At 52.6% G+C, this 14,372-nt stretch carries 9 protein-coding genes and 2 pseudogenes; 7 read left to right on the top strand and 4 right to left on the bottom strand.

The annotated features are described in order from the left end of the window. Positions 1 to 59: 59 nt before the first annotated feature. Positions 60 to 1,964 carry a polysaccharide biosynthesis protein gene (locus AC07U5_RS15850; RefSeq protein WP_494723590.1) on the bottom strand — a complete coding sequence of 635 codons (1,905 nt, stop codon included), beginning with the start codon at positions 1,962 to 1,964 and terminating at the stop codon, positions 60 to 62. A 315-nt stretch (positions 1,965 to 2,279) separates the two neighbouring features. On the opposite strand from AC07U5_RS15850, the gene AC07U5_RS15855 reads away from it, so the two are divergent. The 3 genes from AC07U5_RS15855 (at position 2,280) to AC07U5_RS15865 (ending at position 6,105) form a co-directional block, all read left to right on the top strand. Beyond that, a complete protein-coding gene (locus AC07U5_RS15855) occupies positions 2,280 to 3,620 on the top strand; it encodes an O-antigen ligase family protein (RefSeq protein WP_494723591.1) in 1,341 nt (446 codons plus the stop codon). Next, positions 3,613 to 4,902, top strand: a complete 1,290-nt coding sequence (locus tag AC07U5_RS15860) for a glycosyltransferase family 4 protein (RefSeq protein ID WP_494723592.1) — start codon at positions 3,613 to 3,615, stop codon at positions 4,900 to 4,902. Before AC07U5_RS15855 ends, AC07U5_RS15860 begins: the two co-directional genes overlap by 8 nt. A 183-nt stretch (positions 4,903 to 5,085) precedes the next feature. Continuing rightward, the gene (locus AC07U5_RS15865) at positions 5,086 to 6,105 is read left to right on the top strand and encodes a hypothetical protein (protein WP_494723593.1); all 1,020 of its coding nucleotides are present in this window, start codon (positions 5,086 to 5,088) and stop codon (positions 6,103 to 6,105) included. Between the two features lie 1,500 nt (positions 6,106 to 7,605). Here AC07U5_RS15865 and AC07U5_RS15870 read toward each other — a convergent pair. From AC07U5_RS15870 to AC07U5_RS15880, 3 genes and pseudogenes are all read right to left on the bottom strand, one after another. Further along, a complete protein-coding gene (locus AC07U5_RS15870) occupies positions 7,606 to 8,262 on the bottom strand; it encodes a tyrosine-type recombinase/integrase (protein WP_494723594.1) in 657 nt (218 codons plus the stop codon). Between the two features lie 12 nt (positions 8,263 to 8,274). Next, positions 8,275 to 8,379 (bottom strand): annotated as a pseudogene (locus tag AC07U5_RS15875) (integrase); the annotation flags it as partial. After that, on the bottom strand, positions 8,376 to 8,792 hold the full coding sequence (locus AC07U5_RS15880) for an Arm DNA-binding domain-containing protein (RefSeq protein ID WP_494723595.1): 417 nt from the start codon (positions 8,790 to 8,792) through the stop codon (positions 8,376 to 8,378). The gene AC07U5_RS15880 and the pseudogene AC07U5_RS15875, both read right to left, overlap by 4 nt. 649 nt (positions 8,793 to 9,441) lie before the next feature. Between AC07U5_RS15880 and AC07U5_RS15885 the strand changes: the two genes are divergently transcribed. From AC07U5_RS15885 to AC07U5_RS15900, 4 genes and pseudogenes are all read left to right on the top strand, one after another. Then, positions 9,442 to 10,544 (top strand): IS3 family transposase gene (locus tag AC07U5_RS15885; RefSeq protein ID WP_113181014.1). Its coding sequence is split into 2 segments (ribosomal slippage): positions 9,442 to 9,703 and positions 9,703 to 10,544, totalling 1,104 coding nucleotides; the frame shifts between segments, so codons are not numbered across the junction. Between the two features lie 294 nt (positions 10,545 to 10,838). After that, positions 10,839 to 11,504: pseudogene (locus AC07U5_RS15890) on the top strand (type IIL restriction-modification enzyme MmeI); the annotation flags it as partial. 36 nt (positions 11,505 to 11,540) lie between these two features. Beyond that, entirely contained in the window at positions 11,541 to 11,675 is a 135-nt protein-coding gene (locus AC07U5_RS15895; protein ID WP_494724260.1) for a type IIL restriction-modification enzyme MmeI, read from the top strand. Positions 11,676 to 11,681: 6 nt separating this feature from the next. Next, positions 11,682 to 14,219, top strand: coding sequence for a class I SAM-dependent DNA methyltransferase (locus tag AC07U5_RS15900; RefSeq protein WP_494723596.1), 2,538 nt, complete (start codon positions 11,682 to 11,684; stop codon positions 14,217 to 14,219). Positions 14,220 to 14,372: the final 153 nt, after the last annotated feature.

Below are 14,372 nucleotides of genomic sequence, written 5' to 3' on the forward strand. Positions count from 1 at the left end.
AAAATTTCGTATTGATTGACGCCTACCTTCAAGCGAATCGAGTGGTGCTTGTATTTCAATTATGCGTCGAGCGAACGAGTTGTGGCGCGCTCTAGAACATCCGTCCGCACAACCAAGTCGAAAAGGATGCTCCGTGCTTTTGCTTCGTTTGCGTCATCCAACGCAACACGCAACTCGACAAGCTCCTGCTGCATCTCAAAAGTTTCAAGTGTGCCTGCGGACCGTAGTATTTTAGCGTGTTTTGTCGGCAAAGCCGTAGAATTATCGTAGAAGAGTTCCTCGTACATTTTCTCGCCAGGCCGTTTCCCGATTACTACTAGTTCAATGTCGCCATCGGGATTCGTGGCGTTTTTTACCGAGAGTCCCGCCAAAGTCACCATATTTTCCGCGAGCTCGCTTATCAGTATCGGCTCGCCCATGTCTAGTAAGAAAACGTCGCCTCCCTCCGAAAGCGCTCCTGCCTGAACAATGAGCTCCGCGGCCTCCTTGATTGACATAAAGTAACGCGTCATACCAATATCAGTTAACGTGATTGGGCCACCATGGGCGATCTGCTCTTTGAAAAGTGGAACGACTGATCCATTCGATCCCAGGACATTTCCGAACCTGACAGCGCAAAATCGTTGTCCTGTCTGAGCTTGAAGCGCCTTCAACGCCTTTTCACGCACAATAAGCTCGGCCCACCGCTTGGTTGCCCCCATGACATTAGTGGGACGAACCGCCTTGTCTGTTGAAATAAGCACAAAATTCTTGACGCCAGTTTCGAAAGCAACATCAACAATAGTGCGTGTACCAAACACGTTGTTCGCGATTCCCTCTAGGGCGTTGGCCTCAACTAGGGGAACATGTTTATGGGCGGCGGCATGGAACACAACCTCCACAGCGTAATCAATGATAGCGCGTCTCGCAAGCGGTGCGTCTATAACTGAACCCAGAACGGGCACGAAGGATACATCGTGGCTACCCGCCAGCTCGCGGTCGATCTTATAGAGCGCGAATTCATTGGCTTCGAAAAGCACAAGTCGCTGGGGGCGCCATTGGGCGATCTTTCGGCAAAGTTCTGAACCGATCGAGCCGCCTGCTCCAGTCACCATGATGGTTCTGCCCGCCACCATATCTCGGATGATATCTGAGTTTGGAGGCACTGTAGAACGCCCTAGAAGATCATCCACTTCAATCTCGCGAATTTGGCTAATGAGATACTTTCCACTCACCAAATTTGAAATATCGGGTAGTGATTGCACCTTGACCGCATATCTTGATACGTCCTTCACTATTTCCCTGTGGCGGGCGGCGGAAATCGACGGCATAGACAAAATGATAAGCTCCACCGAGAAGTCTGTCACCAACTCGTGCAACGCACTTGGCGGATAAACACGTACGCCGGCGATGTCGCGACGGTGCAAAGCAGTATCATCATCGATAAATGCCGCCACAAAATGGCTTTTTTTCAATGAACTAGCTAGTTGCGTACCTGCGGCTCCCGCGCCATATATCACCACAGAAGGACGCAACACTATGGACTCGCGACCAATCGTCCAAATCAGCCACTTTGCGATAAATCGACTCGAGATCAAGATGATAGACGCGAGCGCCCAGTAAATAATAGGTACCGAACGTGGGAGCCCCCCCCTCCACAAAAGCTGTGTCATGAACGCTAGGAGTACCCAAGCCAAAACTGCGATAGCGGTCGCGCGAAATATCGTCCACAGGGCGCTCTCGGGAAGGTAGCGAACTACCGGGCGGTAAAGGCCCACGCATATGAATACTGGAATTGCAACCAGCGGTGCTGAAAGTACTGCGAACCACTCATCGGGAGTGTCGGGCAACTGGTAGCTGTCAAGCCTGATAGCGAAGCTTAACCAGACGGAAAACAAAACGATTAATACGTCTATGGCGATGAGTATCAATCGCTTGATGCGACGTGGAATGCTCAGAACGCGAACGTCTAAATGTCTGATCATCCTGTATTGTTCTAACCCTTCTCAACACTAATCATCAGCATCTCTCATAGATAAAATGGGAGGTCAATAGCTCCAGCAAGATTGATGAACCGCGCTAGCGGCGCAATGACACTGCCAAAAAAAGCGCTTGCCTGTGTATTCAATCTAACTTAGTCAGACATCGCCATGGCTGTGGTGCAAAGCGTAAGCGCGAAAACACCGAACTTAAGAGCTGGTTCTGGAACCGCGCAATTATCAGTTACGGTCTTGGATATCCGAAGCGATTTAACATCACGCCGGTGTCGCGCCGCTAAATAAAAAGGCGTTGATAGATTCATGATGCAAAAGGTCCGTGCGGTACTTGATGATGGCTTTCTAGTTGGACTTGTGTTCGCCCTCTTCCTTGCTGGTAAAATAGTACCATACCTAGTTGTAGTCGGTGTAATCCCGATTTTTCTTTTTTGGAAGCAATCAGATTATGTAGGTGCAATCCACGTGGTCAAGCGGCTCCTTGTCCCTACTCTTGGTTATTTTGCCTTCTGTTATCTTCTTCTCTATCTTTATCCAGGCATTGGACCTGAGCAAAAACCACCTCGTAATCCAGACTTTGAATTGTACTTTGTAGCGCTGCTCCTGCTTGCAACAGGCCTGTTGCGAGGACTCCAGATCAAGGGCCTATTCGTTAGATTCCAAACGATTGTACCGCTATCATTATTCGCGGCCTTCGGCGTGCTTAGCATCTACATGTTCCTGGGTATTGACGGCTGCAGAGTGAAAGTCGCCGCTGCCTGGCCATTCATCCCTGCAATTATCTTTGCGACGTTGACCTTCCTGGTCCTCATGGGGTGGGAATTCCAGTCCAGAAGCCAGCGCCATCTTAGGCTGCTTTTAATTGCGCTTAGCATTGTTGTCACTTTGGCCTACACAGGCTCGCGTGGAGTGGCAGTTGGTCAGTTTGCCGTTCTTTTAGGCCTACTGTCGTTAAGGTGTGGGCCTCGGTTCAGAAAGGGCTTACCAACGACCGGAGGTTTTCTCCTGTCGATTTTTGGCGGTTTGATACTATCTGTCATTATAGGGACTGCTACAGGATGCAATGGGCTCGACAGGTGGCCGGCTCTCCTGAGCACCGCGGTTCAAAGAGCGGAACTCCAACTCCCGGTGGCTACCGATCTCGAAGGCGAACAACAGAGAGATGCTAGAGGCGACTCGATCAATGATAGCGCCTTTGTGCCGTCGACCGACACAACCTACTCAAGTGACACATCAATTTCTTTGAGACTGCACATGTGGGTGGTTTCGGTGCAAGCAATCCGCCAGGCTCCCTGGTTTGGCCACGGTGCTATGTCCCTCCGGACGATCATTCAGGACAAGTTTGGCTTCGAGCACAATCACAATCAATATCTAGCGTGGCTCGTAACGGGAGGGATTGTATTCCTAGCGTTTGGTACCCTTTTTGTGGCCACTCCGATACTCATTTCAACGGAATTGACAGCAGTTGACAGAGCAGTTCTAATCTTGTCAGTGACGGGCCTGTGGGGGGCTTCCATGATCTTCGATGCGTTCTTGAGTTTAGATTTCTATCTTCACTACTTCAGCCTTTTATTAGGCTTTCTCTTTTGCCTGATCCAGAGCGCCTCCAAACCGCAAGACCATGGCAGGAAGCGCGATAATGGATAAAACAATCTTTTTTGACCTCACTGAAGCTCTTCTGGCGACATCGCCACGCCGCGTTCAGTACTATGGTATAGCGAGGACAGTCATAGAGATTGGCAAAGAGGCTGTAGCGCTGGACCCCAACATTCGTTTTGTTGTATTTTCGTTTGGTGAAAGAGCTTTCTTTGAGGTGTCTTGGGACCGTTCAGCTGACGGCGACATAATGTTTAATTTTCCGCAAGAGGTTGGCCAGCGATGGTTTCGGACAAACTACGGTGGGTCCGCCTTTCTCTCAGCGGGCGCACGTGTGCTTAACTTCTTTTTCGGCAGAAAGAACCGGAGATCATGGAAAGAACACGCGACGAGCCTGTCTCGAATCCAAATCTCACACGGGACGCTAATTTCCGCAGCGCGGCCCAAATTGATCGTCGATATGATTAAGTCGCTCAAAAAAGAGAGGGCTACAGTCGCTGTGGTTCCTCTATTGCACGATTTTATGCCCCTACACCGACGTATGACGAAACGGTTCAGGCAATTTGACAAGAACTTCCTTTACGATAATCGCTTTGTCATCGAACGATCAAACCTTGTAATCGCCAATTCACAGTTCACGCTCAACGAACTAGACTACTTTGCTAAGACGGGTATGTTGCCTCAGGCGCGTTCGGCAGCGGTAGTGCCTCTGGTGCAGCATTGTCCAACTGGCACAGAAGAACCTGAAATTGAACTACCTAGCGCACCATATTTTCTGACTGTCGGCCTGAATTTGGGCCGGAAGAATATTGAAACTGTCTTCGAAGCTCTCTTGGTTATGAAGCAACAAGGACAAGTTTTGCCAACGCTCGTAGTAGCAGGGGCGTTGCGCAAAAGGCTTATGCGCTATATCGACCGGCCCTCTTTAAGGCCCATCCGCGACTTGATTGTACTCGCTCCCAATCCCAATCAAACTGACCTTGTACGACTTTATACAGGGGCAGTTGCACTCGTTATTCCGAGTCGAATGGAAGGATGGGGGCTTCCGGCGGGAGAAGCACTGTGGTGCGGAACTCCAGCGATTTGTTCAACTGCCCCCGTGCTACGTGAAGTATGCGGCGATCTCGGCATCTATTTCGATCCTGACGACCCGAACGCACTGGCGGATAAAATCAATAAGTTGATGAACGACACTGACTACCGCGAAAAGTTGCGCGCAAGAATAGCAGAGCGGAAGAGCCAGTTCCGCACATGGGAAGCAGTAGCGAAAGACTTGATTTCAGTTGCGCGCACGGGCGGCGAGAGAGCTAATTATCAGACAGCAATCTCTTGATAGGATCAAAGTGTCATCCTTGGTTCCGTAAGTCGGGGTTAAAGAAGCTCACTAGTGAAAAGGAGAATCGGCCCAGAACTCAACCCTAGTTGCAACATGGATTTGTCGAGCTCGTTCACCCAGTTAGCATGACGCCGAGTTGCCAGCCCCCTTGTTGCTCAAGGGCCTTGATGAGGACTTCTGATGAGATTTTCTGACGACCTCCGTAGCACCACAGGCCGCGAGATGATTACGATCTCTTCAGCCATTGTGGCATTGGTTGTGATTTGCGGCGTCGCCCGAGGCTACAGCTTCATACCCAATCAATTGCAAGACGGTTTTCTGTCACAAATTATCTACGCAAGAAACTTGATAATCAATAGGGACTGGCCGACATTTCTTAATGATCCTCTCGCGATCATTCACACGCTGCGGCTAGTTGTAGTCTGGCCATTCTTGACCGCTGAAAAATGTTTTGGGGCCTCCGGATCAACTTTTCTTCTTTGCATTACACTGTGGCCACTGCTGATAAGCTCGGAACTGCCGTATGCGGGATGGAGAGGGTGGGCATTGCTTGCGTTGCGGCTGACTACGTTCTTTCTGCCCCTTTTAGCGAGCGGTAGAACCACACTTGTCGCGGCGGGTATGGGGTATCTTGTCCTTGGAATGATGAGGAAAGTGTACTCGTGGCGTATGATGCTTGTGGGCAGTTTCTTAGCGGTACTAAGTTCTGCGTCTATTTTATTTAGTATCGCCATACTTATTTTTACAGGCAACTATCGAAATAGCTCTCCAAGGTTTCACATGTGGAAGGCGTTCATGGTGGTACTGCTTTCGTGCCTGTTTATGCCTTCCGTTATAGCGAAAATAGGTGGGTTTTCAAGCGGAGCGCCGGGATATGCTGCTGAGGTGTGCCTCGTAACAGACACGTTCGGTAACGGAGCGTTCGCGGCTGTACAGCGCGTGTTGGTCCGTTCAACAGTGGCGCAGAGCTATTGTGAAGGAAATAAAGCAAAAATCATTTTTTATCTTGGACTTTTCAGTGCTGCAATTGCTTTCGTCGGATATTCGAAAATCACTCGTGCAAACGATCGGCTAAACGGCGTTCTCATTGTGCTGTCGACGGGAATTCTGCTGGAGGGACTTGCATTGTGGCCTATTCTGTTCCCGCTGGTTTGGGCCTACACGCGATTTTTTCAAGTTGATAGTGACCGTGATACGTAGCCTAATAGTTCGCTTGGTAACTACTGAGGTGTCGGATCCCGCCCGCGTGGTAGGATCGAAGGACATCATCGTGGTTGCGAACGTGGGAGGTGGTGAACATCTCACAACGGCTAGCCCTCGCGTTGCGTTAGGACGAGGAGGGTAGAAGCGCCGGGCGGCCAGTTGGTAGAATCTGGCACCATCCTTCCTTATTGTGGTTTGGAGTAGTAGCCAGTTAAGTAGGTCACAAATTCGACACTCGATTTTCCTTTGATCTCCTTGCCGACCTGAAGAGTTATAGTTCCGGCTACGATCGGAACGACTGCGTTTGTGAACACGACGCGTCTGTTCTCCCCCTGCCCGTCCAAGCCCCTACCGTGTGTATGAAGTGGTTGGCGGTATGCCCAAGAATTGGCGCGCTGGCGTAAAGTAAAGCATAATTGGTGCCCTCTTCTGTCTTCAAATTTGTCACCCAGGCCTTAGCTTTGAATTTTAAGACCACGTGCGTTGCACTAGGCGGCGACTGAACTCTGATGGTAGCGATGCACTGGTTGCCATAATGGCTTCTCGCGCCTGACAGTCCACTGGTTCGTCTTCTTTGTGATCGACAGAATCCCACCACTCCGCTCGAAATATTATTTGATCATGATCCGCAGGCGCTCCATCTAAAAGTGAAACTCGGCCCGGTAATAGGGTTGAAGCTGTCTCGCGACTTTCCGCAGTTGAGTGATCCCGGGCAGATATTAATGTAGCTGACAAGACTAAAGCCCAAGTCAGAAATAATGTTGTTTTCATCCTACTGCCCACCAATCTCTATCAAAATCACCTTCTAGTTGAACAATTAAGAGATGTCGATGTGCAATATCCCATCGATAAGTTGCTTCGGAAACCCATCTGGTGGGCCGTGAACGAGCGGGCATAATGGAATTTCAGTCTTACAATGTGATGGCTTGCCAATGTCGCGATCACACAGAGGGCTTCACCGGGCAGCCGGCGTTGCCAAAGGGGTTAGCCCCGCTTGATGCATAGTGTGTCATCCTGATCTCTTAGAGATCGTGAGCCATTGAAATACGATAAGCATATCTCTAATGAAATCTATTTTGGCGTTAAGATTCGGCACTCCGTATACATCCTAATCACGCCTTTGACCATCGATGAGTATAAATTATCAGTCGCATATCACGATTTCACGCTAAAACTTCCGCCAACGTGATTTCAACTCGACCGATCTTATCCGAATATGAACCTTGTCTTTGGGCGCACTGAGCGCCATTGATGCATGAGCAGCTTAAAACACGCCGTAGGCTCTCCCGGGATGACAAAGAGCCTAAGAATAACAAAGCAACACTTGGTAAAGAGTAGCGACCTAAACCGTTTGGTGCCGAAGTAAGAAAATGTCCACGATCGCTTGGCATCATCAAGAAAAGGCTACCCATCCAACGCCTCACTTGTAGCTGGCGAGGAGCTTTCAGTCACGGACCTGATCTCATTCCTAAGTACAGTATCGCTCCCAATCGAGCGTCATTGGTCGCCGCTGATCAAAGGTCCAGTTTGGTGGTAAGCAGCCTCGACCGCATTTTTCACTGTGTGAGCCAGCGCCTTCTCGGCCATATCACGCGGGTAACCGTTCCCAGATGCCCAGTCGCGGAAGCTTGATCTGAACCCATGAGCAGTCGCGTTTCGGCCAACGGTATCACTTTCGACATGATGATCACGCAGAAATTTCGTCGATGCCATATCAGTAATTGGCTTCTTCGTCCGTGACTGAAATACCAATCCCGTTACATCCTCTGATTGCTGAAGCTCTTGTTTCACTTGTTCACGCCGTCCTTCGAGAATTTCGACCGCTCGTGGCCCTAGTGGTAAGCGATGAACAACTTTAGCCTTCATCCTATGTGCGGGTACTGTCCAAAAAGCTTGGGAAAAATCGACCTCTTTCCATTTCATATTCCGAAGCTCGCCGGAGCGGCAGGCGGTCAGCATGACTAACTCCAGTATTTGGCGGGTGATGTTGGCATCACCAGTTCGCAGAACGTCCCTAAAAAAGTCGGAAGCGATTTCCATGGCAGCGCGGGTTGGTGCTGAACCCGTTCGCGTTTGCCTGATTGCTTGGGCAAACTTATCAACTACACTGACGGGGCTCGCTACTATGAAGCCGTTCGCGGCCGCCCATTTCATGAGGGCATCACAAAGCTGTTTAACGCGTGAAGCCGTTTCCGGCTTTTCCAGCCAGATGGATTTGAGGCAGGCTGCAAAGTCAGCAGGGGCGAGGTCCTTAACGAGTGCCTTTCCTATCCTTGGGAAAACCTACCTTTCAAGTGTGCTGATCCATTCATCCTTGTGCTTCTTGTTGCGAAAGCCTTCCGACTTGTTAGTATGGTGCTGGTTTGCAGCTTCGGCAAAAGTTGGAACCGTCGCAAGCCGCCTAGCCTCGCGCTCCTGCTTTCGGCGGACCTCCAAAAGATCGTTGCCGCCATAATAGTACCACGCGCTTCGAATGCCTTTGTCCTTGCCTCCCTGATCGATGTGGTCGGATAACTACCAAGCCCCATCTCGCGACGGTTACCAGTGGTGGGAGACAGATAGCGTAATATCCATTTGCCGCTGCCAGCACTACTGTTCGGCATCAAATACAGCCTAGTGATTGTGCCGTCCGAAATGGGTTTATCGTTCGGTTTTAGCTTTCTGGCCTTCGTATCACTCAACATGTCTTAATCTCCTGCGTGCACCTCATGAGATTTTCCTAGCCCGCCACAATGTCCGAAAGACAATGTTACGGTATGACATGAGATGGCATGTTGACGAGCATGAATCCGACAAAATATAAAACAATTACAAGACGATATTGGATTTAATGAGCTTGGATGGATCGCTTCGCGAAGCGCTCACCATCTCCGCCATATTTTATGATTTTCTATGTTTTTTGAACGCTTTAGCATGTACGCGGTGAGCCAAGCCCACGAAAAAACTCACAAAACTGGATCGTCTTCATCGCATGGGTGAGTCTGAGGCGTACAGCCGCTCGTTGGAGGCGCTCACTGCATTTTCTCTTACGATGCGTCGAAGCTTGCAATAATCATCGGGGACACCTTTTTAAGGTCTTCCATCGACTTTATCGTAATTTCGAGATCACCTGTACCAAAATGCCCAATTTGTCGCACATCGCGCATCATCGTTGAGTCTAGTTCAACTGTATCAGGATCAAGATTCAGATAGACCCGCACCACGCGCTTCTGGTTGTATATTTGGACGGATGCAAAATTCCTGTTTCGACGTGATCTGAACCCTTCAAACTGGACCATTTTTGGCTAGAGTTTTCCGGTGCATTTTTCCTGGCTGTGAAAGGAACGGAAGACGATGAAGGCATCGCAGTTTTCGGACGCACAGAAGGCGTTCATTTTAAAGCAGGGTGATGAAGGCGTTACGGTTGCGGAAATCTGCCGGAAGGCAGGGATCAGCCAGGCGACCTATTTCAACTGGAAGAAAAAATACGCGGGCATGTTGCCGCCGGAGATGAAGAAGCTGAAGCAGCTCGAGGACGAGAATGCACGGCTGAAGAAGATTGTCGCGGATCTGACGTTGGACCGCGAGATGTTGCAGGACGTCATTCGCCGAAAGCTCTAAGGCCTGCTCGCAAGCGGGAGATGGTGAAAGGCATGTGCCAGGACTGGGCGATCTCGATCCGGCGTGCCTGTGGGGCGCTGGACTTCGATCGGTCAACCCACCACTACATCTCCCGCCGTGCCGATCAGGCCGGTCTTGAGCGTCGTATCCGTGAGATCTGCGAGACCCGTGTCCGCTATGGGTATCGTCGTGTGCATGTGCTGCTGGAGCGCGAGGGTTGGGGTACCAATATCAAGCGTACCTACCGCATTTACAGGGACTTGGGCCTGCAATTGCGTAACAAGACACCGAAACGCCGGGTGAAAGCCAAGCTGCGGGCGGATCGACAAATGGCCGTCGGGCCGAATGATATCTGGGCGATGGACTTTGTTCACGACCAGCTCGCCACCGGCAAGAAGCTACGCGTTCTGACCGTGGTGGATACCTTCTCACGCTACGTCCCGGTGCTTGATCCAAGGCACAGCTATCGCGGTGAAGATGTTGTGCAAACGCTCGAGCGGGTATGCCGTCAGGTCGGCTATCCCAAGACGATCCGAGTCGATCAGGGCACCGAGTTCGTATCCCGCGATCTCGATCTCTGGGCCTATGCGAAAGGCGTCACACTGGACTTCTCACGCCCTGGTAAACCGACCGATAACGCATTCATCGAGGCATTCAACGGCCGCTTCCGGGCAGAATGCCTGAACCAACATTGGTTCCTGACCCTTGCGGATGCCCGCGAAAAGATGGAGGATTGGCGTAGAGACTACAATGAGGTTCGGCCACATGGTGCGATCGGCAACAAGGTCCCGATCGCACTGATGAATCCGGGAAGCGTAACCAGCCCGCCTCCCTGACTGAAGCCGGAAAACTCAAGCCTCCGCTGGTCCAATGTCTGGGAGCAGTTCAGAAGCCGGAAAACTCAAGCCTCCGCTGGTCCAATGTCTGGGAGCAGTTCACATGTGCCGCTCAAAGTATCTGACAACGGTAGATCGACGGGTATCACAAGGTGGACACGTCAATATCTTCGATGATTTTACCGCCAACACAAAGATCGTCTGCGCCGAATTGGCTCTTGCCCTTGCGTCTTAAAAAGCCTCCTTTAAGACAGTTCCAGCGAGACAAGGGAGCGGACATCGCAGGCAGCGGTTGAGGCGTTCATTGCGCGTTGGCAAGGGCAGGAAGGCGGACAGGAGCGAGCAAATTACGCGCTGTTTTTGACAGAGTTGTACCATCTGCTGGGCCTGCCGCAGCCCGATCCGGCATCTGCCTTGCATGAAGACAATGATTATGTCTTCGAGCGCGTGGTGAAGGAAACGACTCGAGACGGCGCAGTCAACTCCAAGCGGATCGATCTTTACAAGCGCAATTGCTTTGTTCTGGAAGCCAAGCAAAGCCGTCTGACTGGCGATAAAAAGCTCGCAGACGCCCCTATGCTGCCCGGTATGGAAAGTGCGCCGCGCGGGCGCCGCGCCAGCGCCAACCGTGCCTGGGACGTGTTGATGATGAACGCCCGTGCGCAGGCCGAAAACTATGTCCGGCTTCTCCCTTCGAGGCATGAGCCGCCGCCGTTCGTGCTGGTCTGCGATGTCGGTCACTGCATTGAGATCTATGCCAATTTCCGCCGCGACGGAAAGGCTTACGACCAGTTCCCGGATCGCCGTTCCTTCCGCATCTATCTTGAAGATTTGCGTGACGAGACGGTGCGGGCGCGGCTGAAGGCAATCTGGACCAACCCGGTTTCGCTCGATCCTTCGCTGCATGCCGCCAAGGTCACACGCGATATCGCCACCCGCATTGCCAAGGTCAGTCAGGCACTGGAGAAATCAGGCTACGCAGCCGAAGAGGTGGCCATGTTCCTCATGCGCATGCTCTTCACCATGTTCGCCGAGGACGTGCAGCTTCTACCCAAGGATTGTTTCAAGGATCTGTTGAAGGACTGCGCGCAGAAGCCGGAGATTTTTCCCGGCATGATGGAAGATTTGTAGAAGGCGATGGATGAGGGTGGCTTCACCGCCACCATTCGCGAAAAGGTGAAGAAATTCAACGGCGAGTTCTTCAAGAACCGCAAGGCACTGAAGCTCGCCAGGGAAGAGATTGGCGAGCTTGTGGCGGCGGCCAATCACGACTGGAAGGATGTGGAGCCCGCCATTTTCGGCACGTTTCTGGAACAGGCGCTGGACCCGACGGATCGGCGTAAGCTCGGAGCGCACTACACGCCGCGCGCCTATGTGGAGCGGCTGGTCATTGCCACCGTCATAGACCCCTTGCGCGCGGAGTGGGATAGCGCCCGCTCCACCGCCGACCGGCAGAAGGCCGAGGGCAAGGCGGATGCGGCGATCAAGACCGTGCAGGCTTTTCATGACAAGCTGTGCGAGACCCGCGTGCTGGACCCTGCCTGCGGCACCGGCAACTTCCTTTATGTGTCGCTTGAACTGATGAAACGTCTGGAAGGCGAGGTGCTGGAAGCCCTCGTCAACCTTGGCGGACAGGAAGGTCTAGCACTCGAGACCCACACGGTCGATCCGCACCAGTTCCTCGGTATTGAGGTCAATCCGCGCGCCGCCGCCATTGCCGAGCTGGTGCTTTGGATCGGCCATCTGCAATGGCACTTCCGCAACCGCGGCGTGGCGCCATCCGAGCCCATTCTGAAAGCCTTCAAGAATATCCAGAAGATGGATGCGGTGCTGAAATGGGATGGTTATCCCATGCCCAAAGTGGTGGATGGCAAGGAAGTCTATCCCAACCCACGCCGCCCGGACTGGCCGAAGGCGGATTACATCGTCGGCAACCCACCCTTTGTCGGCGGGAAGGATATCCGCGCGCGTATGGGCAGCGTCTATGCCGAGGCATTATGGAAAGCGCACCGCCATATGAACGAAAGCGCCGATTTCGTCATGTATTGGTGGGATCGATCTGCAGAAATCCTCCTGAAACCCAAGAGCCAGTTGAAACGCTTCGGCTTCGTCACGACCAATTCCATCAGCCAGGTGTTTCAGCGCCGGGTGATGGAAGCGCATCTCAACGCCAAGAAGCCGCTCTCGCTCACCATGGCAATCCCCGACCACCCGTGGACAAAGGTCACCCGAGACAGCGCCGCCGTGCGCATCGCCATGACGGTGGCGCAGGCGGGCAAGCATGAGGGCCGGTTGTTGGAGGTTGTTTCGGAAGAGGCGGTCGAAACAGACAGCCCGGTGATCTTATTTGCGGAGAAGCGGGGGAAAATCAATTCGGATTTGACGGTTGGCGTGGACGTGACGAGTGCGCTTGAATTGAAAGCGAATGCTGCGATCTCGTCGCCTGGGATAAAACTGCATGGCGCGGGCTTCATCGTTTCGCCGCAAGACGCCCTGCATCTGGGCCTGGGACGGTTGCCCGATCTAGAGAAACATATACGCATCTACAGAAATGGTCGCGACCTTATGGATAGGCCACGTGGCGTCATGGTGATCGATATGTTCGGCCTTGGCGCAGACGAGGTCAGATCGCGATTTCCAGCCGTTTATCAGCACCTGCTGGCCACAGTCAAACCAGAAAGGGATGGGAATAATCGTGCGACGTATCGCGACAACTGGTGGATTTTTGGGGAGCCACGCAAGGATATGCGACCGGCCCTTGAGCACCTTCCACGCCATATCGCAACTGTAGAAACCGCCAAACATCGTGTATTTCAGTTTCTCGATGCATCAATCTTGCCGGATAACAAGCTCATCAACTTTGCTATGCGTGATGGATACTCCCTTGGCGTTTTGCATTCGAGACAGCACCTTGCGTGGTTTGTCGCAAACTCGGCGAAGATCGGTATGTATGAAGGTGATGCTGTCTACGTCAAATCCCGTTGCTTCGATCCTTTCCCCTTCCCCGATGCCACCGAAGCCCAGAAAGCCACGATCGACGCTATAGCCGAAGAACTCGATGCGCATCGCAAGCGGGTTCTGGACGAGCACCCGCTTCTGACGCTGACCGGCCTTTACAACGTGCTTGAGCGGCTGAAGGCCGGCGCGACGCCCGATGAGTTGAACGAGAAAGAACGGCGCATTTTCGATGACGGGCTGGTGCTGATCATCAAGGAGTTGCATGAGCGGCTGGATGCGGCGGTGGCGGATGCCTATGGCTGGCCGGTGGATCTGGCGGAAGAAGAAATATTGGCGCGGCTGGTTGCCTTGAACAAGGAGCGGGCCAAGGAAGAAAAGCGCGGTCTGGTGCGCTGGCTGCGGCCGGATCACCAGATCCCCCGCTTTGGCTCCGACAGGGAAAAAGCGGAGCAGATCGAGGCCGATTTTGGCGAGGCGGCGGTGGCGAAAGCGGGGCCAAAGCCGACCTTTCCTGCTGACGAACGCGACCAGACGCCCGCTGTCCTACACCAGCTTATGGAAGCGGAAGGGCCAATCGATGCAGCAGCGATTGCCAGCCGCTTCAAGCAGGGACGCAAATGTCTGGGCGCGGTTCAAGCCGTACTGAACGCCTTGTTCCGTATGGGCCTGGTATCGACAGTGGATGGCAAGCGCTTCGCTTGGCGGCGTGCGGCATAATTCGTATCCGGCTCCGTCGTCCATCGATGTGCCGCTCATTTGGGGGCCCAGTCGTCAGTTTCAGGCGGACCCTGACGGCATAATGGCGTGCGGGAGATTTATGCCAGGTGAGAGCTGGCCGTGTTGCGTCATCAAATTTTTCTATGCAGGCGA

The organism is Agrobacterium sp. GW821-FHT02D03 (assembly GCF_059421725.1).

Coding starts and splice junctions, on each gene's coding strand:
- AC07U5_RS15865 (WP_494723593.1), top strand. CDS start 5,086: ATGAGATTTTCTGACGACCTCCGTAGCACCACAGGCCGCGAGATGATT.
- AC07U5_RS15850 (WP_494723590.1), bottom strand. CDS start 1,964: ATGATCAGACATTTAGACGTTCGCGTTCTGAGCATTCCACGTCGCATC.
- AC07U5_RS15855 (WP_494723591.1), top strand. CDS start 2,280: ATGATGCAAAAGGTCCGTGCGGTACTTGATGATGGCTTTCTAGTTGGA.
- AC07U5_RS15880 (WP_494723595.1), bottom strand. CDS start 8,792: ATGTTGAGTGATACGAAGGCCAGAAAGCTAAAACCGAACGATAAACCC.
- AC07U5_RS15870 (WP_494723594.1), bottom strand. CDS start 8,262: ATGAAATGGGCGGCCGCGAACGGCTTCATAGTAGCGAGCCCCGTCAGT.
- AC07U5_RS15895 (WP_494724260.1), top strand. CDS start 11,541: ATGTTCCTCATGCGCATGCTCTTCACCATGTTCGCCGAGGACGTGCAG.
- AC07U5_RS15860 (WP_494723592.1), top strand. CDS start 3,613: ATGGATAAAACAATCTTTTTTGACCTCACTGAAGCTCTTCTGGCGACA.
- AC07U5_RS15900 (WP_494723596.1), top strand. CDS start 11,682: ATGGATGAGGGTGGCTTCACCGCCACCATTCGCGAAAAGGTGAAGAAA.